This is a genomic window from Paenibacillus sp. Y951 (assembly GCF_056786395.1).
This window is the reverse complement of record NZ_JBXCIY010000010.1, coordinates 1-26,502: the sequence shown is the minus strand read 5'-3', so window position 1 is coordinate 26,502 and position 26,502 is coordinate 1. Positions and strand designations below refer to the sequence as shown.

The window sequence follows — 26,502 nt, the reverse complement described above, 5'->3', positions numbered from 1 at the left end:
AAAGCGATAAACAGCTATGCCGCTTATCGCTTCAATATTTGAATTCGCTAATGTTTATGCAAATAGTGAGGAGAACCATGCTCCCAAATCTTCAAACAATTCAACGATGAAAAAATCAACTTCTACATCTGTCGTTGCTACCGATGCTGTTTCTACCTCTGACGTTGCTGCTAATTGTTCTACTCCCGTTGTCACTACTGCCGCCTCTACAGATGGACTAGCTGTCGCTTCGCCTGATACTGTATCAGCAAAGCATAGCGGTGGAAATAGTACACACCACCAGTTACGCCCTTCCCCTTGGCCTAATGTAATGAGTAATGCTTCATACATCCCGGCAGGATAGACAAGCTGCCCATACATTTTTGTAGGAAATTCGACTTGGCCAATCTCTGTAGTAAATCCATATTGATAACCGTTATTAGTAAGTGTTGTTGCAATAATGTTTTGCAATTCCGCTTCATGTGCGCTTAGCACTTCTCTAGCTGCCTCAATCGTTAATGGTTCAGTTACCCAACTATTCATTGCTGCGACAACTTCGTCACGAACGACTGCTTTAATAAGTTGATCATTGGGAGCATCGGAATTAGCAAGAATACGTAGACGAATAGATTCTTCTGGAATAGATTCCATATTAAATGCTGCGTCAACCTTTTGATTTTCCCAGCTCATAATTAGCACGATTAAAATAATAGCGACATACCCATATACTTTGCGATAAGAAAAAGAAAATTGATTAGATGAATTAGATAACATTACACAAGCTCCTCTCGTACATCCGCTAAAATGTACTTGCTTGCGTCCCGGAACGTCTCTAACCCTATTATGTCCAGCTCATCTAATCTATAAACCTATCAATCTACTTTTTTACCGCGATAACATGTCTGTCTATTCCATTATAGTCTGTAATAACCGAGATATCGTCCCAAGCGCCCATCTCTTTCATCATATCTACGACAATGGCAGGCTGATGAATCCCCAGTTCAAACGCCACAATCGTTGGCTTAACTTCTAATTTGGCCAGCTTATATAACATCACACGATAAGGATCAAGCCCATCCTCACCACCAACTAATGCAAGATGCGGTTCATAATCACGCACTTCTCTTTGGAGCTGTGCCATATCACTCTGTGGAATATAGGGCGGATTGGATACTAAAATATCAATATGTTGACCTTCATATTGCAGCGCTTGCCCTTCTATAATAAATGGTTGTAGTAAATCACCTTGTTGCCAGCCTATTTTATGCGCGATGCCCAATTGGGCTGCATTATGCTTAGCGACGCTTAATGCATCAGCGGAAATATCAGAGGCAATCACTCGCCACTGGGGCTGTTCTAGCTGTAACGTTAATGATATAGCGCCGCTTCCAGTACCTATATCTAGAACTACAGGTTGCTTCGCTTTATGCTGCCACAGCTTAGTACCTGCCTTAATCACCGCTTCAACAAGTAGCTCCGTCTCAGGACGCGGAATAAGTACAGCAGAGGACACAGTAAAGCTTCTTCCATAGAACCAGGCTTCACCAATCATATATTGGATCGGTTCACCTTTACCTTTACGAGCTAATAACTCTCCCCACGGCACTAGCTTAGCTTTTGGAAACATATCCCGCCACATAAGTAATAAGCGCCCCCGCTCCACATTCAGAACATGAAGCATAATTAATTGTGCATTCTCCTTAGCTTCTTCCACACCACATTCCGTCAAATAAGTAGTAGCTTGCTGCAATTTTGTTCTTATATCCTCATCTATAGCCATACACTCTTCTAATGTCACCGTTGTTGCTGTCACAGTTTTTCACCACTTTCTAATGCTAATCAAAAGAAAGCGCCAGTTCATAGCAGCCTCTTACCTATTCGTAAGATATTGCTCGTAACTAGCGCTCTATATATTCACTCTAGGTAACTATTATGCACCCATCGTTTCTTGTTCAAGATGATCGGCTTGATCAGCCAATGTTAGATGATTAATAATCTCTTCAATGTCACCGTTCATAACAGAGTCCAGCTTATGCAATGTTAAGCCAATACGATGATCGGTTACCCGACTTTGCGGGAAGTTGTACGTACGAATACGTTCCGAGCGATCGCCCGTTCCAACTTTACTTTTACGTTCTCCAGCATACTTTGTTTCTTCTTCTCGACGTTGAACATCGGAGATTCGTGCACGAAGAACTTGAAGTGCTTTGGCTTTATTCTCGTGTTGAGATTTACCATCTTGACAAGTTGCCATAATACCCGTTGGTACGTGAAGGACACGCACAGCGGATTTCGTTGTATTAACGGACTGACCACCAGCGCCACTAGAACAGAATGTATCTACACGGATATCTTTATCGAAGATCTCTACGTCTACCTCTTCTACTTCCGGCATTACTGCTACCGTGGATGTAGACGTATGAATACGCCCGCCAGATTCCGTTACGGGAATACGTTGTACACGGTGTGCGCCACTTTCATATTTCAATTTGCTGTAAGCACCTTTACCACTAATCATGAAAATAACCTCTTTGAAACCACCAACGTCATTTTCAGTAAACTCCATCAATTCCGTTCTCCAGCCTTGTGTATCAGCATATCTATTGTACATACGATATAGTTCATATGCGAATAATGCTGCTTCATCTCCACCTGCTGCACCACGAATTTCGACGATTACGTTTTTATCATCATTAGGGTCTTTTGGAAGAAGCAATATACGTACCTTCTCCTCAAGCTCCGTTTTGCGCGCACCTAGTTCATCGACTTCCATTTTCACCATGTCGCGCATTTCATCATCAAGTTTTTCGCCCAGCATTTCTTTAGCCTCTTCGAATTGCTCGCTAACTTGTTTATACTCTGTAAAAGCATCATATGCACCTTGAAGATCAGATTGCTCTTTGGAAAGCTCTCTTAACCTCTTAGGATCACTCGATACGTCCGGATCACACAGCAACTCGCTTAGTTTCTCGTACCGATCAGCTAGTGCTTGTAAACGATCTAACACAGTCACTCACCTCTGTCATTTCCTCAAAATAAGATAATTATTATTATATCACATCAACAGGCTTCAATCGATATTTGCTTTGCATTGAATACCTAAAAATCGAGTTATGCACAAAAGTATCGAGTTATGCACAGGATTATCCACAAATATTAATAGGATATACACAAAATGGAAAGCTATTATCCACAACTTATTAAGATCTTTCTTTCTGTGGACAATAGCTTCGATGCCGAGTAATCCACAGTGTATAACTTCGTGATCACAGTCGAACCCCTTTAGTATACACATGTGGATAAAAAAAGTGCCTGGTCCCTCCTTCAAGGATTCACCAAGCACTCATATTTCATTCATTATTGATCAATGACGCTATACGTTGAAACGGAAATGTATAACATCGCCGTCTTTTACCAAATACTCTTTACCTTCAAGTCGCAATTGACCGCGCTCACGAGCTACAGCCATCGAACCTGCTGCCGATAAATCATCGTAAGAAACAACCTCTGCACGAATGAAACCACGTTCGAAATCAGTGTGGATAACTCCCGCTGCTTGTGGTGCTTTCATACCTTTGCGAATCGTCCAAGCACGAACCTCTTGAACACCAGCAGTAAAGTACGTGTATAGACCTAATAATTTATAAGCGGAACGAATGAGACGATTAAGTCCAGACTCAGCAAGACCTAGCTCTTCAAGGAACATTTCCTTGTCTTCGCCATCAAGTTCTGCAATTTCTGATTCAACTTTTGCACTAATTGCTACGACTTCAGCGCCTTCTTGGGCAGCAAAGTCACGAACAATTTTCACAAATTCGTTGTCATCAGCATTGGCAACTTCTGCTTCACTTACATTCGCAGCATATAATACTGGCTTCAATGTTAATAGATGAAGATCTTTGATTAGCGTCAACTCATCAGGAGTTAATTCGATACTACGAGCGGGTTGGTCATTATATAATGCTTCCTTCACGCGCTCAAGAATTTCAACTTCCTGTGCGATCTTTTTGTCACCGTTCTTTATGTTTTTACGAGAACGATCGATACGACGATCAACAGAATCGATATCAGCTAAAATTAGTTCTAAATTAATCGTTTGGATATCACTAAGCGGATCAACTTTACCAGATACATGTGTAATATTCTCATCTTGGAAGCAACGTACAACATGTACAATCGCATCTACTTCACGAATATGAGCTAAAAACTTGTTACCAAGACCTTCACCTTTACTCGCTCCAGCAACAAGACCTGCAATATCAACAAACTCAAATGCAGTTGGTACGATACTGTTCGGCTTTACTAATTCCACCAGTCTATCTAAACGCTCGTCTGGCACTTCAACAACGCCAACGTTCGGATCAATTGTACAGAATGGATAGTTAGCTGATTCAGCACCAGCTTGCGTAATTGCGTTAAAAAGTGTGGACTTACCTACGTTCGGCAAACCAACAACACCACATGAAAGACCCATCATTTCAACTCCTAAATACTTTATTGTATATTACTCTCAAGCTACCTCGTAACAATAAAGTCACTTCGGAAGCATTAACTCGAAACCGATTGTAAACAGCTTTCGCTATTATACCCTAGCCAGTCAAACAAAGAAAGACCCGTTCGCTTGTGATCACAATGAGATAGCTTCGTAGCTTACTCGACTTCGAATATGACTGCCTATCCACACAAAGAAAGCTGTTGCTGTAGTGGATTTCACTACAGCAACAGCCCCCTTATATCAATGCCTCAATTATTTAAGCATTAGAAATTTTTGCTTTAAGTGCATCTTTACTTTGAAGACCTACCATTTTATCAACTGGTTGACCATCTTTGAAAAGAATTAGTGTTGGAATACTCATAACGCCGAATTGAGCAGCTAGCTCAGGTTGGTCGTCAACGTTGATTTTACCGATTACTGCTTGACCTTCAAGTTCAGTAGCTAGTTCTTCAACGATTGGAAGTTGCATTTTACAAGGTCCACACCAAGGAGCCCAAAAATCTACTAATGCTACTCCGCTTTCGATGGATTGATTAAAATTATCTTTAGTTAATGAAATTGCCATTACAATCATCCTCTCTAACTAATATATATGATTATGGGAAAATCCCTTCACACCATGCGGTGAAACTTAACAACTGTGAATTTGCTTAAGCACATCACTAATTGTAATATCGCTGAAATGTTCTTCTAACTTCTTCTCTGCTGTACAAAAGATGCCATACATAACAGAATTCATGTTCGAGCCAACCATACAGTCACCATCAGGATTACCTGAGCACCAGCTTGGAATGAGCGATCCTTGAGCCATCACGCGGTAAATATCCGCCAGTGTTACAGTGCTAGGATCAATAGTAAGTCGATACCCGCCACCAGAACCTTCTCTTGTATTAACAAAGCCACTACGACGCATACCACTCATGACTTTACGAATACGCGCAGAATGAGTACCAACATTATCAGCAATCATCTCACTACTAGCCATGTTATCTGGCAAATTAGCCAAATAGACTAAACTATGCACTGCAATTGTAAATTCACTATTCACTTTAAGTGGTCCTCCCTGCGTTATACTGTAATAATAAACGTTACAGTTAGAATTGTCAATAACAGTGAAACCACTTTATATAGTGTTCAGCATTTTGTCATCCTTTATACACAAGCCATCAATTTCTAATTATTTCACTATTATCACGCTGGTGGATACGATACAGCAAAAAAAGCAGCCCGACCACTTGTGAAGTGACCCCGAAAAGTTAGACATCGCTAACAATTAGAGGTGCATTTTAAGTGAATCAGACTACTTTTATCAATCATTACTAGCTACTCATTAGCTATAACTAGCTTCTTATTACTTGTATTCATACTTATTTATTGTAACGTTAATTTCTGTAATGCTTTAATAAACACATCCATTTCTTCATCCGTTCCAATGCTTACACGTAAAAAATTATCAATGCGCGGTGAGGCAAAGTAACGAACAAGCACACCCGCTGCTCTTAATTGCTCAAAGAGTTGCGTTGCAGGTATACTGCGGTGAGAAATAAATACAAAATTAGCCGCTGAAGGAGTAACCAAAAAGTGTAGCTGCTCAAGCTGCTTGACGACACGCTCACGAGTAGCAATGACCTTTGCATTCATTTCTACAAAATAGGTCTCGTCTTCAATAGAAGCTACTGCCCCTGCAAGTGCAACGCGGTCTAAAGTATAAGAATTAAATGAGTTCTTCGTACGGTTCAAGCCTTCGATCAGCTCTGCTGAGCCAAAGGCAAAACCAACACGTAATCCAGCTAATGATCTAGACTTCGACAAGGTCTGAATAACTAATAGATTAGGATAGCTATCCACTAAGACAACCGCAGATTGACCCCCGAAGTCGATATAAGCTTCATCAATAATAACAACTTGTTCGGGATTCTGTTCAAGCAATTGCTTAATATGCTCCAATGATATTAAAATTGCCGTCGGAGCATTCGGGTTCGGAATAATAACGCCACCATGCTCCCCTACATATTCCTCTACCTTGATGTTGAATTGCTCATCCAATGGTATAAGCTTCGGCGTTATACCGTAGAACTTCGCATATACTTTATAAAAGCTATATGAAATATCAGGGAATAGGACAGGCTTACTCGGATCGAAGAACGATGCGAATGCAAAGGCTAATATTTCATCAGAACCATTACCTACAAATATTTGATTAGGCTGTAATCCATGACGCGTTGCTAATGCTGCCACTAGTGATTCGCAATTAGGATCAGGATACAAGCGCAAATCCTCATTAATTGCATCTGCCATCGCTGCCATTGCATTGGGAGATGGTGGATAAGGATTTTCATTCGTATTCAACTTAATATATTTCTTATCCTTCGGCTGCTCACCTGGTATATAAGGTTCCAATGCAGCAGTTAGCGGACTCCAATATTTACTCACCGTTGTCGACTCTCCTTACGCTTTCTTCGCATCGAATGAGCTTTTCAGCGATACAATTCGATTGAATACTAGCACATCTTCACTACTCTTTTCTTTATCTACACAGAAATAGCCATGACGGAAAAATTGGAACTGATCTCCCGCTTGTGCATCCTTCATATTTGGTTCAATATAGCCATTCACAACTTGCATAGAATTCGGATTGATCCGTTCTAATAATGGCTTATCCTTATTATCCGTCTCATCTACTAGTAGTGGTTCTAACAGTCTCAACTGTGCTGGAATAGCACTTGATGCCTCAACCCAGTGAATCGTACCTTTTACTTTACGAGCGTTGAAGCCACTGCCTGATTTCGTTGCCACATCGTACGTACAATGAAGTTCTACAACTTCACCATCCTCGTTCTTGATCACATCATTACACACTATAAAGTAAGCATGCTTCAAACGAACCTCATTACCAGGGAATAGACGGAAATATTTATTGGGCGGGTTTTCCATGAAATCTTCACGCTCAATATAAATTTCACGAGAGAACGGAATTTGACGCATACCCATCTCTGGATTTTCTGCATTTACCTCAGCATCTAACCATTCGATTTGACCTTCTGGATAGTTCGTAATGACCACTTTGATCGGATCAAGTACAGCCATCGTTCTCGGGGCCTTCATCTTCAAATCTTCACGAATAAAGAACTCAAGATTACGTTCATCAATAATGCTATTCGCTTTCGCAACACCAATCTCCCGACAGAAGTTACGAATAGATTCCGCTGTGTATCCTCGACGACGCATACCACTAATCGTCGGCATACGAGGATCATCCCATCCATTAACAACGCCTTCATCTACTAGCGATTTCAAATAGCGCTTGCTCATAATTGTATTTGTAATGTTAAGACGCGCAAACTCATATTGATGCGTTTGTGTTTCCATCTCACATTGTTCAATAACCCAATCGTACATCGGACGATGATCTTCAAATTCTAATGTACAAATAGAGTGAGTAATACCTTCAATTGCATCACCTAGTGGATGCGCATAGTCATACATCGGATAGATGCACCACGCATCTCCAGTGCGATGATGATGTACATGAGCAATGCGGTATAATATTGGATCACGCAATGTAATATTAGGAGCAGCCATATCAATTTTGGCACGAAGTACTCGCGCACCATCCTCGTATTCACCTGCACGCATACGTGCAAATAGATCAAGATTCTCTTCCACGCTGCGATTACGATAAGGACTATCCTTACCAGGTTCAGTTAACGTACCACGCAGCTCACGAGTTTGTTCCGCTGTCAGGTCACATACATATGCTTTACCCTTCTTAATAAGCAATACCGCACGATTATACATCTCTTCGAAATAATCAGAGGCATAGAATAACGCATCCCATTCAAAACCTAACCATCTTACGTCTTCCATAATAGAATCTACATATTCCGTATCTTCCTTAACAGGATTAGTATCATCAAAACGTAAATTTGTTTTCCCTTTAAATTCATCAGCCAGCTCAAAGTTCAAACAAATAGATTTGGCATGCCCAATATGAAGATATCCATTAGGTTCTGGGGGAAATCTCGTGTAAATTTCCTGAACCCGGCCCTCTTGTAAATCCTCTATTACTATATTTTTAATGAAATTAGACGGAGCCGATTTATTTTCATTACTATTTTCCATATAGACCAACCTTTCACACAACGAATATTATCCTCTTATCATACACAAATTCTTATGAAAATACACCCATTTATGCGTGCAAATGCGGATGTTATTACCGGATCAAGCTAATCTGCCTAGTAAATTTTCTAGTCATATTTCTGAGTATAGAATGAGAAACCATTAGAATATTCTCACATTCTACACAGAATTGAATTTTCAGTCTATGATAAAGCTTGTAACAAGTAAGCCTATATTGCCAAATTCTTAAGCTTAATCACTTAAGAAACGGGGGATCCATTTGGGGTGAATTGAGCTAGATTATGAATATTCATAATTGCTAGTCTCATAGGGAACCTTCAACCGAACCCGTCAGCTAACCTCGTCGGCACATTTGGAAGGAGTCTTAAATTGTGAAGAAGTTTAGTTTAATGCTTACAGCACTTATCGTTCTTTTGACTTTCTCTGTGGGAAACGCTTCCGCAAATTCATCCATGCTTACGAGCATCGAAGATGTAAAAGGAACAAAATACAAATACGGTGGTAATACAACTAGCGGATTTGATTGTTCTGGTTTTGTAAGATACATATTCGATAAAATGGGTTATGAATTGCCAAGACGTTCTGCCGACCAAGCTTTAGAAGGTTCGAAAGTTGCTACAGCAGATTTAGTTGCTGGAGATCTAGTATTTTTCGATACTAGCGGTTCTAACAACGGTGGCATTACTCACGTTGGTATTTATGTAGGTGATGGTAAATTCGCCCATTCCTCTACTAGTAAGGGCGTAGTTATCGATTCATTGGATTCTTCCTACTACAAGCCACGTTATGTAACTGCTCGTCACATCTTATCTGATGAAGACTACGATACATATGTAAAAGCAAGTAAATAATAGTTTTCGAAAAAAGCATTTCGAGAACACTTCATTTATGTGAAGTGCTCCTGAAATGCTTTTTTTTTCTATATATTAGATACACTATGCTAGCCTGTACAAATTTATACCATTGCTTACTCTGATCTATTTCTATAGCAAAAGGCGGTACGAAGATTGTTCTTCCTACCGCCTTATTGTACAGCTAAGCGCTTTTCACTTGTTGCAAATCACGATTACGACCTACTAACATCATGACGACCATACAAACAAGCATCACAGCCACAATACAAGCAATAAGAGCCAATGTTGCCGATACCATATATTTATCCATCACCCAGCCTGTTAATCTCGGGAAGAGCGCACCGCCGATTCCACCACAAGCTACTAACAGACTTGTCGTCCGTTCTGTCATGCCGGAAATACAAGAGTTCACATATACCAAACCAATGCCAAACACGCCTGAGAAGCTTAGACCACTTAAGGCGATCATAATAAGAATAGCCGTTGTTCCTTCAAATACCGCTATCCCAATAAATGCTATGACCGATCCGACCATCGAGATTATTAGATAACGAATATATCCATAGCGATCTGCCAAAATACCACAGAACATTCGACCAATAACCATAAAGCCCCAGAATAAGCTCAACATTCCTGCTGCACTAGATTCTGATAATGTAGTACGTTCAATTAATATTGAGGGTAAGTAATTAGAGAAACTCATTTCTGTCCCTACATATAAAAAGAAAAATGCCATGGATATAATAAGAAACGGAAGCGCCCTTGATGTATACTTCAATCGAACACCCGCTTCTTGACGCTGCGCTTTCGTTGGCCGTGATAGCTGATCATCGATATCTTTTCCGAAGGATAAGCATAGCCATAGTAATAATGTAATGCCGCTAATTGCTGTTAAAATGGGGAATGACCATTCCCAAATATGATTACGAATTAAGAAGGCTGCAGCTAACGGAATAATTAATGCTCCGATCCCGAAAAACGTTTCGAGCTTGCTCATTGCAGATGCCTTCGCATCCTTATACATTTCAATAATAAGTGCACCTACAATAGATTCAATCATACCGAATCCAAATCCGGCTGCTGGAGCAACGATTAGCATCCACTCCCACGGTAACAACATACTATATAATGCTTCGGCAACCGTTAATGCACCCATTGCTACAACAATTGTTATCCGCTTACCTAATCTAGCTGATAGCGTAGGACCAAGCAGGACACCCACGAGAAAACCGAGAAACTGATTCATAATCCACTGACCACCACTAGCATACGAAACATTATAATGCGTCACTAGCTGCTCAAGAATAGATCCACCAATAATATGTGCAATTCCAATAACAAGATATGATAAACACGCTAGCCATAAAATTTTTCTCACAAGTATGACAAACTCCTTTTCAATATAAATACTATTAATTCGTGATCAAAGTCTGCTTTTCGAACTACCTCTACTAGATTAAGCGAATGATTTGTGACACCTTGTCACTTTGCCCCACCTCAATAATATGATGTTCCGCTTTATAGCTTATTGTTCCAGAACCTACTTCAATGACAGATTCTTCTCCTAACCCATAAAAAACATCATCGGCAAGTGCTTCTAACACCTCGTGTTTTTCCTCCGTTGATAGAACTTCCCATTCTGCAGCTTCCATCTCAAAGAAGCGGAAACAGTCTTCGATTTGACCTATTGCTTCTGTTAAGTCTTGTAAAATGTCATTATATTCTCTTGCATGACGTATACCCATAATAATATTGCCTCCTTGTCATTCCTCACACTATTGAATTACTCACTACTTAATGGTCATTATTGATTCAATAACCCTACCATTCTTTCACCAAACAGCGCTTCCTATACCGACATATTATCACATATTGCACTCAGCATGTCTGCACTTTACCGACATTTTGAACGCCATAAGTCTACTTATCATTCTATTTTCAATACGGACAACCTATGTTACATAACTACCAGCTAGATATAAAGCATCTTGTGCGCTACCGCATAATACTGTTACTATATAAAATATAACAAATTACGTAACAATTACGACAAATTTATAGTTATTTCTACCCTCCTAATAAATAACTATAACTTCACAATACCCTTTTGACGATAATAGTAGAAGTAGTAATATGACGAATACGGATTAATAGAGGTGTAATATGAAAAATTCAACAGTGATTGGTTTAATTTTAGGTTTTGTAGCACTATTAGTAGGTATGGCATTAAAGGGCGCAAGTCTAAGTGCTTTTCTCAATCCAGCAGCTTTTATGATTATTATTGTCGGTACGGTAGGAGCAGTAACCATCGCTTTCCCTTTAAGCGAACTTAAAAAAGTAGGTAAATTATTCAAATTATTATTCAAAGAGAACCCTCTTCCTGAGCGCGAACAGCTTATTAAGCAATTCGTTGAGTGGGCAGGAATTACGCGTCGTGAAGGTCTTCTTGCTCTAGAAACTAGAGTTGATGATATTGAGGATGCCTTTTTGAAAAATGGTATGCGTATGATTATTGATGGTAATGATCAAGATCTTGTACGTGATGTATTACTTGAAGATATTTCTGCTACAGAAGATCGTCATAAGGGTGGCGCTTTGATCTTCACTCAAGCAGGTACTTATGCCCCTACGTTAGGGGTACTTGGCGCCGTAGTCGGCCTAATTGCTGCCTTATCAGACATGAGCGATATGGATAAGCTTGCAAGTGCGATCTCAGCTGCGTTCATGGCAACATTACTAGGTATATTTACAGGTTATGTACTTTGGCATCCAATGGCTAACAAATTGAAACGCTTGTCTAAGCAAGAAATTCAAATTCGACTAATGATGCTTGAAGGATTGCTATCCATCCAATCTGGCGTCTCAACGATTGCTATTGAGCAAAAGCTTTCTGTTTACTTGACACCTACAGAGCGTAAATTAATGAAACAGAAGGAGGAAGGTGACGTTGAGTAGAAAGCGTAGGCATGAAGAGCACGAAGAACATATCGATGAATCATGGCTTGTTCCTTATGCAGACATTATGACCTTGCTACTTGCCTTATTCATCGTTCTCTATTCTATGAATTCCGTTGATACCAAAAAATTCGATGAGCTATCTAAAGCATTCAGCGTTGCATTCAGCAGTGGTCAAGGCGTACTAGATATGCCTTCTATTATCGAAAAAGGTTCTGATGTTGAACAGATAGATGGCGGATCAAAAGATGAAGATGATCAAAATGCCACCGCTGAACAAGAAGAAACGCTAACAGATGAAGAAATTCAGGATATACTAGACAAAAGTCAGAAAGAACTAAGTGAGCTGAAGGAAGAACTAGATGAGTACATCGCTTCTAACGGTCTAACGACTAGCCTAGAAACATCATTGAATATGTCACAATTATTAATTACGATTCGCGATAATGCGTTATTCGATTCCGGTGAGGCTATCGTTAATACCGATGGTAAAGAGCTAGCTATTACTATCGCTAATATGTTAGATGAATATCCGGACTTCAACATTATTGTTGCAGGTCATACCGATACAACGCCGATCCACAATAGCAAATTCCAGTCCAACTGGGATCTAAGCGTTATGCGTGCCGTTCGTTTCATGGATATTATGCTATCCAACGATAATCTTGATCCTGTACGCTTCAGTCCAGTCGGCTATGGTGAATATCGCCCTGTGGTAGACAATGATTCCGCTGAGAACAAAGCGAAAAATCGTCGTGTTGAACTTTCTATCGTTCATACCTTCATTGATACTAATAAAGCGCAAAGTATTTCCGTAAAATCACAACAATAATTACGAAAAGGCGTATACACCGTGTAATCGGTATATACGCCTTTTTTTAGTTTGACGGTTGATAATGAATGTCTCTGAATAAAACATCCTTCTCTTCTTCTGTTAATTCTCTCCACTCACCTTTAGGCAATTCTGCAAGATGAATATTCATAATACGGATTCGCTTCAACCCTCGAACTTTATAGCCAAATGCATCGCACATTCGTCTTATTTGACGATTGCGACCTTCTGTCAAAACAATTTTGAACGTATGATCACCTATACGCGTTAGTTTACAAGGGAGCGTCATACTTCCTAATATATGCACACCTTCACTCATGCCCTTCAAGAAACTAGCAGTAACAGGCTTATCTACCGTTACAATATATTCTTTCTCATGCTTTCCTTCTGAGCGCAAAATAGGATTAACAACATCACCATCATTCGTCAAAAGAATAAGTCCTTCCGAGTCCTTGTCTAATCTACCAATTGGAAAAATACGCTCCTGATGATTTACAAACTCAACGATATTGCCTTGTATATGAAGCTCAGTCGTACATGTAATCCCAGTAGGCTTGTAGAGCGCGATATAGACATGTTTTCTCTGCTCGCCTATTCTACTTCCACTTACACAGACAATGTCACTAAGATCGACCTGACTGCCTAACTCAGCCTTTACTCCATTAATAGTTACTTCACCAGCTTCTACTAGCTTATCTGCTTCTCGCCTTGAACAATAACCTGTCTCACTAATAAATTTGTTAATTCTCAATGATGTCACCTCGTTCATTCACTTGTTTAGCTTTTTCTTGGACCATACTTCAATTTCATCTGATGATACTATGATCAATGACTCTTTGCAAAGTTTTGCTAACTTAAACATACCGATAGCAATATCCTTTGCTTGAATAGGCTTATACTTTTTCATCTTACCCTTAAATATGAACGATAGCCACGTCGATAGCTTTACTGCTAGTGCTTCTCCGAATCTCACTTCATTACGCTCACCCAAAATCAGTGATGGCCTTACAATGATCAGCTGTTGTAATTGTAATTGCTGCAATTGTTGCTCCGTTTTTCCTTTTACCCGATTATAAAATATTTTAGATTGCTCATCTGAGCTCATAGCAGTTATGACAATAAATTTGTTGCTATGAGATTGCTTTGCAATCTTTGCTGTCTCGATCACATAATGATTATCTACCTTTTCAAATTGCTCTTTTGAACCAGCTTTCTTGATCGTCGTGCCTAACGCACAAAATACATCTGCCTCCTCAAACCACTGCCGGGGACACTCATGCAATTGATCGAATTGAATAAGTTGTTGTTCTAAACGAGGATGAACAATGCTTAGTCTGCGGCGAGCTATAACTGTAACTTTTTCATACCTTTTAGTATTTAGTAGCACCCGAACTAATTCTCGTCCTACTAGACCGGTTGCTCCTACGATAACCGCCTTCAATGTCATGTTCACATCCTTCTTAATAGATGATCGAGTTTATAAGCTACTCGCATCCGCTAGTTCTACATCCTGATAGGCAGGTAACAATATTTTCACCGTTGTACCAACGTTCAATTGACTCGTTAGCTCTAATTGCCCTTGATGCGTCGTAATAATCTTCTGACTGACCATCATACCGAGTCCTGTACCATTTTCCTTCCCCGTGAAAAAAGGATCTCCAATGCGCTTTAATGTTTCCTCTTCCATACCAATGCCTTCATCGGTAATATGCACACTAATGGCTTGATCATTGCGTAGTACGGCAATATGCACATGTCCACCATTTGGCATTGCTTCTATACCATTCTTCAACACATTTATAAATACCTGCTTTAATTGATTTTCTTCACAGGTAATTCGACAACCATCAAGAGTATAGGTCTCCTTTAAGGTGACACCGTGCAGTAATGCTTCGCTTCCCATTAGAGAAGTCACCTCTGCGACAATATCTCTAATATCTCTCACTTTGAACTTAACCGCCTGTGGCTTTGCTAATATTAGAAATTCTCCTACTATAAGATTAATTCGATCTAACTCTGATAACATAACATGGATATGATCTACATTAAGCTTTTTACTTTGCTCCTGTAATTGTAGAAAACCTCTTAAAGTTGTTAATGGATTACGTATTTCATGCGCTACACCTGCAGCCAGCTGTCCAACCATATTAAGCTTCTCCGAGCGACGCATGAGCTCTTCCATCTGATTACGATGGCGCATATCTCTGCATACACTCGCAAAGCCTGTCATCGTATTAGAGGAATCGCGAATCGGCGTTATTGTAATGCTGACAGGGATAAGCTCGCCATCTTTTGTACTTCGCAACGTTTCAATAGAGGAAATGATTTCACCCTTATGTATTTTCGAAAATATATTTTCTTTTTCTTGAATAAGATGTTCAGGGACAGTAATATAACGTTGCCCGATTGTCTCTTCCTCTGTATAGCCAAACAACTGCACAAATGATTGGTTCGTCTGATTAATCGTTCCATCAAGATCCATAATATAGATCGCATCAGTAGAATGATTAAGAAATGATTCCATATACAGTCTCATTCTACGATTCTCATCAAAAGCAGTTCTCAATTTATTCATATAGATGCTTAGATTTTGACTCATCGCATTAATTTTAAATGCTAGTAGTCCAAACTCATCTTTCGTAGTAATCGATATTGGTCGATGAAAGCGGACGGAACTGACTTCATTAACCTTCCACAATATATCTTTCAGTGGTTGAAGCATTCGACCAATAAACCAATAGCTAACAATACTAGAAAAGAACACTAAATATATTAATATTGCATAAAACAATGAATTATTATTTCCATATATATCGTTATAAATATCTTTATTATACAGTGTAATTATTCTAAATTCACTTACTGTATCGTTGCGATAGTCACTTATATAATAATTTCCTGACTGCTCAGACAAGTTTGATAACTGATATAAATAGTTGGAATTGTGTTGTACATTAGATATAATAATGTCGGCATTGGCATACTGATTAGCCGAATATACAATTTCTTCATTCGTTGTATTGTAATACACAATGTCTAATAGGTACGGTTTACCTATACTGAGCAATTGAAACATGTTATGAAGATCTTGCTGGGCCGTTGGCGATTCAAGTTCTAGCCCTTCATAAATTTGCTCTGATAAAGTAAAGCTGAAACGATCGAGCAAATCATAATTTTTGGATTGCTCATTATAGCCCCACACATAATGAAAAATTGCAATTACAATAGCTAACATTACTGCTATAGTAATACTTAACTTATACTTGATCGACACCCATTTCACATCCTTATATCATATACTTATCCACATTTTATTAACATAGTCCACATTTCCGTTATATTTAAGTGGATTATTTGTGAATAAATATGTGGATATAATAAAATTATCAACAAGGTTATGCACAGTCTGTTAACAAAAGAATGTTTGTTCGATGTATAAATCCATTTTTCTGTAGATAAAGGAGATCGCTATGTATATTCATGAAGATGAACGTTGGATGCAAGAAGCTATTGCTGAAGCTCAGAAGGCGCAGCAGCTAGGCGAAGTCCCTATAGGTGCTGTCATCGTGGAAGATGGTGTCATTATCGGTAGAGGCCATAATCTAAGGGAGACATTACATGACCCTACCGCTCATGCAGAAATAATAGCAATTAAACAGGCTAGTCAGTATCTCAACGCTTGGAGACTACTAAATTGTACGCTCTATGTAACGTTGGAACCTTGTCCAATGTGCGCAGGAGCTATTGTTCAATCTCGCGTTACAAGAGTCGTCTATGGTACAAGCGACCATAAAGCTGGCTGTGCGGGGACGTTGATGAACTTACTACAAGAGCCCCGTTTCAACCACGAAACGGAGCTCACTAGCGGCGTTCTTCAAACAGAGTGCGCTACATTGTTAAAAACATTTTTCAAGCAATTAAGATTACGACGTAAAGCCGAACCTCTATAATTGGCTCACATTATTGTTCAGTTGTTTATATGTTGCTGGTGGACGTACTCTTGATTACGTTTCATATATTGTAATGCGACGATGAGCTGATCAGCTTCTTCACTAATAGCTATAACATCTGGATCAGTAAAACTCCCCTTTGCTTCAGCAACTTCATATAACTTGTGCCGAAGCGACTGTAACTGTATCATTAATTGGTTTTTGTCCATGGTTCGCTTCGTCACACTCCTTATTTTTCATTTCATAGCTTGTACGCCTATTATAACGATATTCCCAGACTTTGTTTGTTATAAAATGTCGATATATTATTCCAAAATAAAGTTATTTAACGACAATAGTTGTGATAATATCTCAAATTATATCTCTTTATTCCCAATAAATACAATCCTTAATAAGTCCTATATTGATTTCCAGTTCCTGTATCCCAATAACAGGGAAATTTCTTCAAATAAAGTCGCAAATTCGTCGCAAGTAGTGCGACTTTTTAAGCTTCTATTACATTAAATCATCTAATTTCGACTACATACTAATAAAAATCACAATTTTCTACATTTTTCGCTATATCCTAAATAACATTCCTTGATTATATTAATGATTAGGCTAGTTATGAAAGCTATACAATCGCATATAGTTTTTAGTAGGTGCTTCCGATGCTACTTTTCATCACATGAGGAATATCGGGAAGCTACGAAAAGTTGTGGGAGGTGAGAAAATGAATATAAAAGATGAACGTATGTGGGGTATGTTAACTCATATTGCAACATTTTCAGGATTTATAATACCATTCGGTACTATTCTTGGTCCATTAATTATCTGGCTAATCAAAAAGGATCAATCCTATTTCGTGGATCAACAAGGCAAAGAAGCAGTTAACTTTAATATTAGCATGATGATCTACTTTATTGGTTCCGCTATTCTAATGCTTATTTTTATTGGATTCCTTACTTCAATTGCTGTAGGTATTGTATGGATTGTTTGTTCTATTATCGCTGCAATAAAAGCTAACAACGGCGAATTTTACCGTTACCCACTAACTATTCGTTTTATCAAATAACACCTACATACATTTCTCATACAACACGCTCAAGCGAGTCGCTTGAGCGTGTTGTATTGTTATATGCGTATATTAATTGCCACTAGCTTGTATCAACCCTATCGAAGCGTATAGACGCCTAATTAACTTATCGTAGTAGTTCACCGTTGCCTACCATACAGGCATATAGACTTCACCAATAATGGAACCGCCATAGTATGATACACCCTACTATCGCGGTTCCATTATCCGTAAAATAAAAAAACGCCCAAGCTTTGCGCTTGAGCGTGTTGTGTACATAATGGAGGAGAGGAAGGGATTCGAACCCTTGTGAGCTTGCGCTCTAACGGTTTTCAAGACCGCCCCGTTATGACCACTTCGGTACCTCTCCAAAAAGCATTTAATTTGCTGACAAGACATATTGTATCACAGGTAGTAAGGGGGTTGCAACCCCCTTTTTAATTTATTTTAATTTATTTCAAAGAAATTTTTTCTGCGCCACCCATATAAGGACGAAGCACTGCTGGAATGACGATAGAACCGTCCTCCTGCTGGTAATTTTCAAGTATTGCAGCTACTGTACGACCGATTGCAAGACCTGACCCATTCAATGTATGGACAAACTCTGCTTTGCTCTTCGGCTCTGGACGATACTTAATGCTAGCACGACGTGCTTGGAAATCTTCAAAGTTAGAACAAGAAGAGATTTCACGGTACGTATTCGCACTCGGAATCCAAACCTCAATATCATAAGTCTTAGCCGAAGCAAAGCCCATATCGCCTGTACATAGTGTTACCACTCGGTACGGTAAGTCTAATAGCTGTAGCACCTTCTCAGCGTCTTGTAACAAGCTTTCTAGCTCTGCATAAGAATCTTCTGGCTTAACAAGTTTTACTAGCTCAATTTTATTGAATTGATGCTGACGAATTAACCCTCGTGTATCTCGACCTGCTGATCCTGCTTCAGAGCGGAAACAAGCACTGAATGCAACGAACTTAGCCGGAAATGCTTGTGCATCCAGTATTTCATCGCGATATATATTTGTAACTGGTACTTCTGCCGTTGGAATAAGATAATAATCCGTATCAACAATTTTGAATAGATCCTCTTCGAACTTAGGAAGCTGACTAGTACCGATCAAGCTATCACGATTAACGATGTAAGGGGGTAGGATCTCTTCATATCCATGCTGATCACTGTGAAGATCCATCATGAAGTTCATTAGCGCACGCTCTAAACGAGCTCCTAGACCGCGATAAAACACAAATCGAGAACCTGTTACTTTTGCTGCACGCTCAAAATCAAGAATAGCTAAGTCAGCTGCAAGATCATAATGCGCTTTCGGCTCGTAAGAGAATGCTTTAGGTTCACCTATACGACGAATTTCAATATTGTCATCTTCTGATGCTCCGATAGGAACAGATGCATTAGGCATATTCGGAATAGCTAATAAGAGATCATTAACTTGTGCATCAATAATTCGAAGCTCATCATCAAGTTCTCTAATACGGTCGCCCACTTCACGCATTTCTACGATTAAGCTTTGCGCATCTCCGCCACTTTTTTTAATTTTAGCAACTTCTTGTGATACGGTATTACGTCTGTTTTTCAAAGTTTCGGTATCTTGGATCAATTCACGGCGCTTTTGATCAAGCGTTGGAAATTGTACGATTAAATCAGTTGAAGCGTTACGATTCAGCAATGCTTGTTCAACTTTTTCATAATCTGTACGAAGTAATTTAACATCAAGCACGAGCGGTAAGCTCCTCTCTTTTAAAGAACCATAGCGTCAGCTATGGTTCTAATATAATTTATACATCAATAGATTGAGCTTCTTTCACCATTTCAACAAAGTAAGCGTGCAGGCGATAGTCTTCCGTCAGCTCTGGGTGGAAGGAACAAGCAAGAAGATTACCTTCTCTAGCTGTAACAATCTCCCCATTGTATACCGATAGCACTTCAACCTCCGCCCCTACTTGTGTAATTAAAGGCGCTCTAATAAATACTGCCGTAATCGGCTCATCAATCCCTTTTACAGGCAATTGTGTTTCAAAGCTTTCTTGCTGTCTGCCAAAGGCGTTACGAGCTACTGTCATATCCATCAGCTGAAGATGTGCATCTGCTTGTCCTTCAATTCGATCTGCAAGCACGATTAACCCTGCACAAGTTCCGAATAACGGCTTGCCGTCGCTATGAAATTGACGTAATGCATCAATAAAACCATAATGACGCATTAGTTTCCCGATCGTTGTACTTTCACCACCAGGAATGACAATACCCTCTACTTCAGCAAGCTGCTCAACACGTTTAACCGCTACTGCCTGGGCACCTGCAGCCTCAAGACTGCGCATATGCTCAGCAACAGCACCTTGAAGTGCTAACACTCCAATTTTCATATCCAATTTCCTCCCTGTTTCGGAAAGGCCGACCTAACCTATTACTAGGTCAAATCGGCTCTTAGGGCTTTTCTATATTAGATTCCACGATCTTGCATACGTTCTGATGCATGAAGCTTAGAAATTTCAATACCTTTCATCGGTGCTCCAAGGTTTTTGGAAACTTCAGCGATTAATTTATAATCTTGGTAATGAGTTGTAGCTTCAACGATTGCACGAGCGAATTTCTCAGGGTTTTCTGATGTGAAAATACCAGATCCTACAAATACGCCGTCAGCACCAAGCTCCATCATTAATGCAGCATCAGCTGGTGTAGCTACACCACCTGCAGCAAAGTTAACAACTGGAAGCTTACCACTTACATGTACGCCTAGAAGTAATTCATAAGGCACACCTAGAACTTTTGCTTCATTATATAGCTCGTCCTTAGATAGAGCTTGTATTTTACGGATTTGGCCGTTAATTAGACGTAGATGACGTACCGCTTCAACAATGTTTCCTGTTCCTGGTTCACCTTTCGTACGTAACATTGCCGCACCCTCTTGAATACGACGAAGTGCTTCGCCAAGATCTTTAGCTCCGCATACGAATGGAACGGTGTATTCATGTTTGCTAATATGGAAAACTTCATCTGCTGGTGTAAGAACTTCACTTTCGTCGATGTAGTCAACACCCATAGATTCTAGAATTCTTGCTTCAACAATATGACCGATACGAGCTTTTGCCATTACTGGAATAGATACGACTTTCATAACCTGTTCAACGATTGTCGGGTCAGCCATACGAGCAACGCCACCTGCAGCACGAATCTCAGAAGGAACGCGTTCTAATGCCATAACCGCTGTTGCACCTGCTGCTTCAGCAATTTTAGCTTGTTCAGCGTTCATAACGTCCATAATGACGCCACCTTTTTGCATTTCTGCCATACCACTTTTCACTCGAAAAGTACCTGTTTCCATAGTAAATACTCCTCCTATATTCATTCATCTGAATTATAATAACCGTTATTACTCTAAGCTTTGATTGTACAGTAATGCAAGCACTTAAGGCAAGTACTTATTTCCCTGTAATTAACTCGGATTAAAAGATGTTCATAATACTATCGAATAGATCCGAGAAGAAATTGCCTATTCCACGGAAAAATAATTTGAACCAAGATGCTTTTTCTGCTTCTGCCGAAGTAAGCAGATCTACACTATATTGTAGTTCTTTACCAGCTGGATCGATAAATTTGTAATTTAATGTACCTACTTTAGTACCAGCAGCAATCGGTGCAACAAGCTGATCTTCCGTCATAATGTCGGCATTGACTAGTTCAACCGTCGCTTCTGTACCTTTATTCGTTAGAACTGTAATATCAGATGCAGTCACAACTGGAATAGTTTTTTCCACACCTTTTTTTATTTTAACCTTTTCGTAGCCTTCTACTACACTTTTCGGCGCAATAACTGTTTTCTTTTCGAAAGTAGCAAATGCATGGTTATACAATGAAGCTGTTTCTTGGAAACGAGCATCTTTAGAGCGAGTATCCATTACAACACTAATATAACGAACTCCCTCACGTTGTACTGTGCCTGCAAAGTTATAACCAGCTGCACTGATAAACCCTGTTTTCAGCCCATCAACGCCTTCATAAGCCAAATGCTTCAGACCTGATTTATTCGTATTAACGCCAAGCATATAGTTAAAGTTAATAATAGGATCGGCATCGCGTTCACGGAATTTATATTCCTGCATACCTGAATATTTCAAGAAATCAGGACTTTCTGTCAAAACTGTACGGGCTAATGAAACAATATCGCGCGCTGACATTATTGTTGTATCCTCAAGACCCGTCACACTTGTAAATACTGCAGATGTAAGTCCAAGTTGATCAGCAGTTTCATTCATTCGGTCAATAAAACTTTGAATGCTGCCTTCAACTGCAATTGCTAAAGCTTTTGTAGCATCATTAGCTGAGCCTACTGCCATTGCAATATATAACTCTTCAACAGTATGTTGATCGCCAGTAGCCAAATAAATTTGTGATTCTGAAGGATGAGTATCTGCCGCCTCAGGTGTTACAGTGATGATCTGGTCCCAGTTCAATCGACCATTCTCGATTTCTTTCATTACGATATATTCTGTCATAAGTTTAGTCATGCTTGCAATCGGTAATGCCTCGTCGGGATTAACTTCATACATCACTTGCCCGGTTTCAAATTCAATTAACATTGCAGATTTCACTTGTAAACCTAGTGAATTATCTGTACTTGGTCGATCATTATAACCGACAGCCCCTACTTGTTGTCCACCAACTGTAAGCGACGAAATACAAAGTAAAGTACAAAGTATTATAATCGATAGTAATCGAATTTTCCCCATTTTCTTTAACACCTAAATTCCCCTCTTCTCATTGATTTATCCTCAATTATTGTATCATAATTTCACTACTGAGTTAAACTTTTTGCGGAATAGAGTCGAATTAACAATGAACATAAAAAAACAGAGACTATATATCTTAGTTGATAAGTAGTCTCTGGTTTATATTTCACACTTATATTATAAAAAACGGTTCAAAAATTAAGCTTGTTGAACATCTACTATTATAGTGAATAGTTTGGAGCTTCTTTTGTAATTTGTACATCATGTGGATGGCTTTCGCGTAAGCCAGCACCAGTAATGCGAATAAATTGTGTATCGTCACGAAGCTCGTCCAATGTAGATGTACCGCAATATCCCATACCAGAACGTAATCCACCAAGTAATTGATGAACCGTATCTGCTAGAGGTCCTTTGAATGCTACACGGCCTTCAATACCTTCAGGAACAAGTTTGTTTTCGTTCTCTTGGAAATAGCGATCTTTCGACCCTTCCTTCATTGCTCCAAGTGATCCCATACCGCGATACACTTTATAGCTACGACCTTGGAAGATTTCAGTTTCGCCTGGGCTTTCAGCAGTTCCTGCGAATAAGCTACCGATCATAATACAATTTGCACCAGCAGCAATTGCTTTCGTAATATCTCCAGAATATTTGATACCACCATCAGCGATAATTGGTACGCCATATTCACGAGCAACAGCAGCACAATCGTAAATTGCCGTAATTTGTGGAACTCCGATACCTGCAATAATACGTGTTGTACAGATTGAACCAGGACCAATACCTACTTTAATTACAGAAGCACCAGCTTCGATTAGGTCGCGAGTTGCTTCACCTGTAGCAACGTTACCCGCGATAATAGTTAGCGTAGGATAATCTGCTCTAAGTTGTCTTACAGCATTAGCGATATTAATATGATGTCCATGAGCAGAGTCAACGACAAGCACATCAACACCAGCGGCAACAAGTGCTGCAGCACGTTCTTCTGTATCTTTAGAAATACCAATTGCCGCTCCACATAGTAGACGACCTTGGATATCTTTAGCAGCATTAGGGAATTGAATAGCCTTCTCAATATCTTTAATTGTAATAAGGCCCTTCAACATGTTATTTTCATCAACAAGTGGAAGCTTCTCGATTTTATGTTTTTGAAGAATTCCTTCCGCATCTTGCAGAGTAGTTCCAACAGGCGCGGTAACTAATTCTTCATGAGTCATAACTTCTTTAATTTTAATAGAGAAATCATGTACAAAACGCAGATCGCGATTTGTTAAGATACCAACAAGTTTTTTGTTTTCATCAACGATAGGTACACCAGAAATACGATATTTGCCCATCAACTCTTCGGCATCATATACGTGATGATCAGGTGTTAATGAGAATGGATTGGTAATAACTCCACTTTCCGAACGTTTAACACGATCAACCTCTTCAGCTTGTTGAGCGACTGTCATGTTTTTATGAATAATACCGATTCCACCCTCACGAGCGATTGCAATCGCCAAAGCAGACTCCGTTACGGTATCCATTCCTGCACTAATCAAAGGAATATTAAGTTTCACAGTATCGCTTAGACGAACCGATACATTAACAGCTCTTGGTAGTATTTCAGATTTGCGCGGAACAAGCAATACGTCGTCAAACGTTAAGCCTTCTTTAGCGAATTTATTTTCCCACACGAGTATGTTCCTCCCTTATTTTTTATGTCTCTCTCATGTATATTATTGCAATGATATCACTTGATATAAGGGGTGTCAATGTAATACAAATGGTCTAAAACTCATCAAATGATTCATTTTGAATTGACGAAATCATCAATCTATTAGAAAAAATCAGATAAATAAGAAGTTTGTTCGGATATACGATTTTGTAAGCGATTGATAGCTTCCTCATTACCCGTTACACGCCCGAATTTCCGAAGGACTTCCAAATTTTGATAATTCAATAAAGTGGACGTTAATGCTCCGATATCCATATTCATATCAGATTCCTCACCGTTTTTATCAACAATTCGTTCAATGTTCGCAACTCCATCTGCTGCAATCACAAGTTGGTAGAGGCCATTATTCCAATCCGCATGTGGATCTTCAATCTTAATGATCAATGTATCACTTTCAGCAGCATTAGTGAATGGATATTGACGGATAAATGGTTCAATATCAACAATTCGCGCCATGAAATATGGGACAATTTCCTGCTTAATACGAGGATTATCTAGGCGAGTTGTAAATGTATCATTACTTGGTGCAGTCCATTTAACAACATCTAACATAGAATCATGCTGAGCAATGAAATACCATAGCTCGTTCTCAGCCACGGCAGTTACAGCTATTATTTCATGAATGTTCATGACTCTGTTAGTAACATCATAAAGGATATACCCTTCCGCATTCCCCTCAGCTGAGCGATAAAGTGCGATATGTCCGGACTTACGACTTGCAATTCTTTCCGTCCACCAATCCAGATTACGCTGCAGCATACCATGATATATGGAAGCATAACGCTCATATACAGGAAGTAGCTCTTCATAATTGTGTACTCTACTTACTTTTCCTATACGTACGCGTTGACGTTCTTTTTTCAAAATCGAAGTAAGGTGCTCGGAAGCCATCTCATATTGTTTATATTCTATATACGTTTCCCAGCCATATTTACGATAAAAGGCAAAGGAGAAGGGGTGCAACATAGAAATAACTTCACCATTGGCGCGCATTTCTTGCAATAATTTTTCAATAATTATAGCAACATTGCCGTTTCTTCTCTGTTCAGGAGCAGTACATACTCCGGCCAAGCCACCCATTTTCATTGATTTCCCACCAATATATACGTTTAAATGTAATAAACTTGCTTGAGCGCACAGTTCATCTTCTAGAAATATACCATATCGATCCTCAGAGTCATGAATAAATCTCGTTCTGCGATCCTCAAACTGCTCAGTGGATAACGGATATTGAAAGGAATAGGATGATAAATGAGTACTTTTCTCAAAATCGTCAGCTGTCAATTTCCTTAAATTCGCATCAGACATACATATAACCCCCTCTATAATTAAATGTATTATACAAAGTTCGTAGTTAATAAGCAATATTCACAGCACCTAGTAATCAGTAATCCTTTTATTGTCCCACTCCTATAACATAAGTTAGAAAACAACAAAAAAGTCTACTGCATATGCAGTAGACTCATCCGTGCTTGGCGACGTCCTACTCTCCCAGGACCCTGCGGTCCAAGTACCATCGGCGCTGAAAGGCTTAACGGTCGTGTTCGAGATGGGTACGCGTGGTTCCCTTTCGCCGTCATCACCAAACGTCTTACTAGAGCTTGCGCCCTCAAAACTGGATGTGAAAGGTAAAACTCCAAAGTGAATCATTTGAATCTATGCTTCCGATGTATTTTTCTATCTTCGCTTGCGCTCCGTCTAGAAAAATTGTAGGATAAGCCCTCGACCGATTAGTATTCGTCAGCTACATGTATTGCTACACTTACACCCCGAACCTATC

At 39.4% G+C, this 26,502-nt stretch carries 25 protein-coding genes, 1 tRNA gene, 1 rRNA gene and 1 riboswitch; of the genes, 5 read left to right on the top strand and 22 right to left on the bottom strand.

Annotation, left to right across the window (positions count from 1 at the left end; all coding sequences use genetic code 11):
- Positions 1 to 54 precede the first annotated feature (54 nt).
- The 8 genes from spoIIR to AC1TPB_RS15125 form a co-directional block, all read right to left on the bottom strand.
- A complete protein-coding gene (spoIIR, locus tag AC1TPB_RS15160) occupies positions 55 to 753 on the bottom strand; it encodes a stage II sporulation protein R (RefSeq protein ID WP_482077271.1) in 699 nt (232 codons plus the stop codon).
- A 103-nt stretch (positions 754 to 856) separates the two neighbouring features.
- Positions 857 to 1,792, bottom strand: a complete 936-nt coding sequence (prmC, locus tag AC1TPB_RS15155; protein ID WP_482077270.1) for a peptide chain release factor N(5)-glutamine methyltransferase — start codon at positions 1,790 to 1,792, stop codon at positions 857 to 859.
- A gap of 117 nt (positions 1,793 to 1,909) precedes the next feature.
- Positions 1,910 to 2,986 (bottom strand): peptide chain release factor 1, encoded by a 1,077-nt coding sequence (gene prfA, locus AC1TPB_RS15150; RefSeq protein WP_482077269.1) that lies wholly within the window; start codon positions 2,984 to 2,986, stop codon positions 1,910 to 1,912.
- 366 nt (positions 2,987 to 3,352) lie between these two features.
- A complete protein-coding gene (ychF, locus tag AC1TPB_RS15145) occupies positions 3,353 to 4,453 on the bottom strand; it encodes a redox-regulated ATPase YchF (RefSeq protein ID WP_482077389.1) in 1,101 nt (366 codons plus the stop codon).
- A 277-nt stretch (positions 4,454 to 4,730) separates the two neighbouring features.
- Positions 4,731 to 5,039, bottom strand: coding sequence for a thioredoxin (gene trxA, locus AC1TPB_RS15140; protein ID WP_482064305.1), 309 nt, complete (start codon positions 5,037 to 5,039; stop codon positions 4,731 to 4,733).
- Between the two features lie 66 nt (positions 5,040 to 5,105).
- Positions 5,106 to 5,522 (bottom strand): RrF2 family transcriptional regulator, encoded by a 417-nt coding sequence (locus AC1TPB_RS15135; protein ID WP_482064333.1) that lies wholly within the window; start codon positions 5,520 to 5,522, stop codon positions 5,106 to 5,108.
- A gap of 323 nt (positions 5,523 to 5,845) precedes the next feature.
- Complete coding sequence (gene hisC, locus AC1TPB_RS15130; protein WP_482077268.1) at positions 5,846 to 6,907, bottom strand: histidinol-phosphate transaminase; 1,062 nt, start codon at positions 6,905 to 6,907, stop codon at positions 5,846 to 5,848.
- A gap of 15 nt (positions 6,908 to 6,922) precedes the next feature.
- Positions 6,923 to 8,596 (bottom strand): glutamine--tRNA ligase/YqeY domain fusion protein, encoded by a 1,674-nt coding sequence (locus tag AC1TPB_RS15125; protein ID WP_482077267.1) that lies wholly within the window; start codon positions 8,594 to 8,596, stop codon positions 6,923 to 6,925.
- A 239-nt stretch (positions 8,597 to 8,835) separates the two neighbouring features.
- A riboswitch (cyclic di-AMP (ydaO/yuaA leader) is annotated at positions 8,836 to 8,981 on the top strand.
- A 7-nt stretch (positions 8,982 to 8,988) separates the two neighbouring features.
- On the opposite strand from AC1TPB_RS15125, the gene AC1TPB_RS15120 reads away from it, so the two are divergent.
- Positions 8,989 to 9,468 carry a C40 family peptidase gene (locus tag AC1TPB_RS15120; protein ID WP_482077266.1) on the top strand — a complete coding sequence of 160 codons (480 nt, stop codon included), beginning with the start codon at positions 8,989 to 8,991 and terminating at the stop codon, positions 9,466 to 9,468.
- Positions 9,469 to 9,652: 184 nt separating this feature from the next.
- Here the strand turns inward: AC1TPB_RS15120 and AC1TPB_RS15115 are convergent, their stop codons facing one another.
- Together AC1TPB_RS15115 and AC1TPB_RS15110 are read right to left on the bottom strand one after the other, a co-directional pair.
- On the bottom strand, positions 9,653 to 10,849 hold the full coding sequence (locus AC1TPB_RS15115) for an MFS transporter (RefSeq protein ID WP_482077265.1): 1,197 nt from the start codon (positions 10,847 to 10,849) through the stop codon (positions 9,653 to 9,655).
- Positions 10,850 to 10,922: 73 nt separating this feature from the next.
- Entirely contained in the window at positions 10,923 to 11,216 is a 294-nt protein-coding gene (locus tag AC1TPB_RS15110; RefSeq protein ID WP_482077264.1) for a hypothetical protein, read from the bottom strand.
- A gap of 418 nt (positions 11,217 to 11,634) precedes the next feature.
- On the opposite strand from AC1TPB_RS15110, the gene motA reads away from it, so the two are divergent.
- Both motA and AC1TPB_RS15100 read left to right on the top strand, forming a co-directional pair.
- Positions 11,635 to 12,426, top strand: coding sequence for a flagellar motor stator protein MotA (motA, locus tag AC1TPB_RS15105; RefSeq protein WP_482077263.1), 792 nt, complete (start codon positions 11,635 to 11,637; stop codon positions 12,424 to 12,426).
- Positions 12,419 to 13,258 (top strand): flagellar motor protein MotB, encoded by an 840-nt coding sequence (locus tag AC1TPB_RS15100; protein ID WP_482077262.1) that lies wholly within the window; start codon positions 12,419 to 12,421, stop codon positions 13,256 to 13,258. Before motA ends, AC1TPB_RS15100 begins: the two co-directional genes overlap by 8 nt.
- 46 nt (positions 13,259 to 13,304) lie before the next feature.
- On the opposite strand, the gene AC1TPB_RS15095 is transcribed toward AC1TPB_RS15100, so the two are convergent.
- Genes AC1TPB_RS15095 through AC1TPB_RS15085 form a run of 3 tightly spaced genes read right to left on the bottom strand, consistent with a single transcriptional unit; the run spans position 13,305 to position 16,532 of the window.
- A complete protein-coding gene (locus AC1TPB_RS15095) occupies positions 13,305 to 14,009 on the bottom strand; it encodes a pseudouridine synthase (protein ID WP_482077261.1) in 705 nt (234 codons plus the stop codon).
- Between the two features lie 18 nt (positions 14,010 to 14,027).
- Positions 14,028 to 14,705, bottom strand: a complete 678-nt coding sequence (locus tag AC1TPB_RS15090; RefSeq protein ID WP_482077260.1) for an NAD(P)H-binding protein — start codon at positions 14,703 to 14,705, stop codon at positions 14,028 to 14,030.
- A gap of 30 nt (positions 14,706 to 14,735) precedes the next feature.
- Positions 14,736 to 16,532, bottom strand: coding sequence for an ATP-binding protein (locus AC1TPB_RS15085; protein ID WP_482077259.1), 1,797 nt, complete (start codon positions 16,530 to 16,532; stop codon positions 14,736 to 14,738).
- A 196-nt stretch (positions 16,533 to 16,728) separates the two neighbouring features.
- Between AC1TPB_RS15085 and tadA the strand changes: the two genes are divergently transcribed.
- Positions 16,729 to 17,208, top strand: coding sequence for a tRNA adenosine(34) deaminase TadA (gene tadA, locus AC1TPB_RS15080; RefSeq protein WP_482064316.1), 480 nt, complete (start codon positions 16,729 to 16,731; stop codon positions 17,206 to 17,208).
- A 17-nt stretch (positions 17,209 to 17,225) separates the two neighbouring features.
- Here tadA and AC1TPB_RS15075 read toward each other — a convergent pair whose 3' ends face one another.
- Positions 17,226 to 17,432 carry a Spo0E family sporulation regulatory protein-aspartic acid phosphatase gene (locus AC1TPB_RS15075; protein WP_482077258.1) on the bottom strand — a complete coding sequence of 69 codons (207 nt, stop codon included), beginning with the start codon at positions 17,430 to 17,432 and terminating at the stop codon, positions 17,226 to 17,228.
- A 488-nt stretch (positions 17,433 to 17,920) separates the two neighbouring features.
- On the opposite strand from AC1TPB_RS15075, the gene AC1TPB_RS15070 reads away from it, so the two are divergent.
- Positions 17,921 to 18,262 (top strand): DUF4870 domain-containing protein, encoded by a 342-nt coding sequence (locus AC1TPB_RS15070; protein WP_482077257.1) that lies wholly within the window; start codon positions 17,921 to 17,923, stop codon positions 18,260 to 18,262.
- A gap of 281 nt (positions 18,263 to 18,543) precedes the next feature.
- Here the strand turns inward: AC1TPB_RS15070 and AC1TPB_RS15065 are convergent.
- The 8 genes from AC1TPB_RS15065 to rrf form a co-directional block, all read right to left on the bottom strand.
- Positions 18,544 to 18,632: transfer RNA gene (locus AC1TPB_RS15065), tRNA-Ser, on the bottom strand.
- 82 nt (positions 18,633 to 18,714) lie between these two features.
- The gene (gene serS / locus AC1TPB_RS15060) at positions 18,715 to 19,995 is read right to left on the bottom strand and encodes a serine--tRNA ligase (RefSeq protein ID WP_482077256.1); all 1,281 of its coding nucleotides are present in this window, start codon (positions 19,993 to 19,995) and stop codon (positions 18,715 to 18,717) included.
- 58 nt (positions 19,996 to 20,053) lie between these two features.
- Positions 20,054 to 20,638, bottom strand: a complete 585-nt coding sequence (gene pdxT, locus AC1TPB_RS15055) for a pyridoxal 5'-phosphate synthase glutaminase subunit PdxT (RefSeq protein ID WP_482077255.1) — start codon at positions 20,636 to 20,638, stop codon at positions 20,054 to 20,056.
- A 77-nt stretch (positions 20,639 to 20,715) separates the two neighbouring features.
- Positions 20,716 to 21,597 carry a pyridoxal 5'-phosphate synthase lyase subunit PdxS gene (gene pdxS / locus AC1TPB_RS15050; RefSeq protein ID WP_482064321.1) on the bottom strand — a complete coding sequence of 294 codons (882 nt, stop codon included), beginning with the start codon at positions 21,595 to 21,597 and terminating at the stop codon, positions 20,716 to 20,718.
- A gap of 121 nt (positions 21,598 to 21,718) precedes the next feature.
- Complete coding sequence (locus AC1TPB_RS15045; protein WP_482064322.1) at positions 21,719 to 23,014, bottom strand: D-alanyl-D-alanine carboxypeptidase family protein; 1,296 nt, start codon at positions 23,012 to 23,014, stop codon at positions 21,719 to 21,721.
- A 209-nt stretch (positions 23,015 to 23,223) separates the two neighbouring features.
- Complete coding sequence (guaB, locus tag AC1TPB_RS15040; protein WP_482077254.1) at positions 23,224 to 24,681, bottom strand: IMP dehydrogenase; 1,458 nt, start codon at positions 24,679 to 24,681, stop codon at positions 23,224 to 23,226.
- 143 nt (positions 24,682 to 24,824) lie between these two features.
- Entirely contained in the window at positions 24,825 to 26,030 is a 1,206-nt protein-coding gene (locus AC1TPB_RS15035; RefSeq protein ID WP_482077253.1) for a GNAT family N-acetyltransferase, read from the bottom strand.
- 162 nt (positions 26,031 to 26,192) lie between these two features.
- Positions 26,193 to 26,309, bottom strand: a 5S ribosomal RNA gene (rrf, locus tag AC1TPB_RS15030).
- Between the last annotated feature and the right edge of the window lie 193 nt (positions 26,310 to 26,502).

Coding starts and splice junctions, on each gene's coding strand:
- pdxS (WP_482064321.1), bottom strand. CDS start 21,597: ATGGAAACAGGTACTTTTCGAGTGAAAAGTGGTATGGCAGAAATGCAA.
- motA (WP_482077263.1), top strand. CDS start 11,635: ATGAAAAATTCAACAGTGATTGGTTTAATTTTAGGTTTTGTAGCACTA.
- AC1TPB_RS15090 (WP_482077260.1), bottom strand. CDS start 14,705: ATGACATTGAAGGCGGTTATCGTAGGAGCAACCGGTCTAGTAGGACGA.
- trxA (WP_482064305.1), bottom strand. CDS start 5,039: ATGGCAATTTCATTAACTAAAGATAATTTTAATCAATCCATCGAAAGC.
- AC1TPB_RS15070 (WP_482077257.1), top strand. CDS start 17,921: ATGAATATAAAAGATGAACGTATGTGGGGTATGTTAACTCATATTGCA.
- AC1TPB_RS15035 (WP_482077253.1), bottom strand. CDS start 26,030: ATGTCTGATGCGAATTTAAGGAAATTGACAGCTGACGATTTTGAGAAA.
- pdxT (WP_482077255.1), bottom strand. CDS start 20,638: ATGAAAATTGGAGTGTTAGCACTTCAAGGTGCTGTTGCTGAGCATATG.
- tadA (WP_482064316.1), top strand. CDS start 16,729: ATGTATATTCATGAAGATGAACGTTGGATGCAAGAAGCTATTGCTGAA.
- ychF (WP_482077389.1), bottom strand. CDS start 4,453: ATGGGTCTTTCATGTGGTGTTGTTGGTTTGCCGAACGTAGGTAAGTCC.
- spoIIR (WP_482077271.1), bottom strand. CDS start 753: ATGTTATCTAATTCATCTAATCAATTTTCTTTTTCTTATCGCAAAGTA.
- AC1TPB_RS15110 (WP_482077264.1), bottom strand. CDS start 11,216: ATGGGTATACGTCATGCAAGAGAATATAATGACATTTTACAAGACTTA.
- AC1TPB_RS15125 (WP_482077267.1), bottom strand. CDS start 8,596: ATGGAAAATAGTAATGAAAATAAATCGGCTCCGTCTAATTTCATTAAA.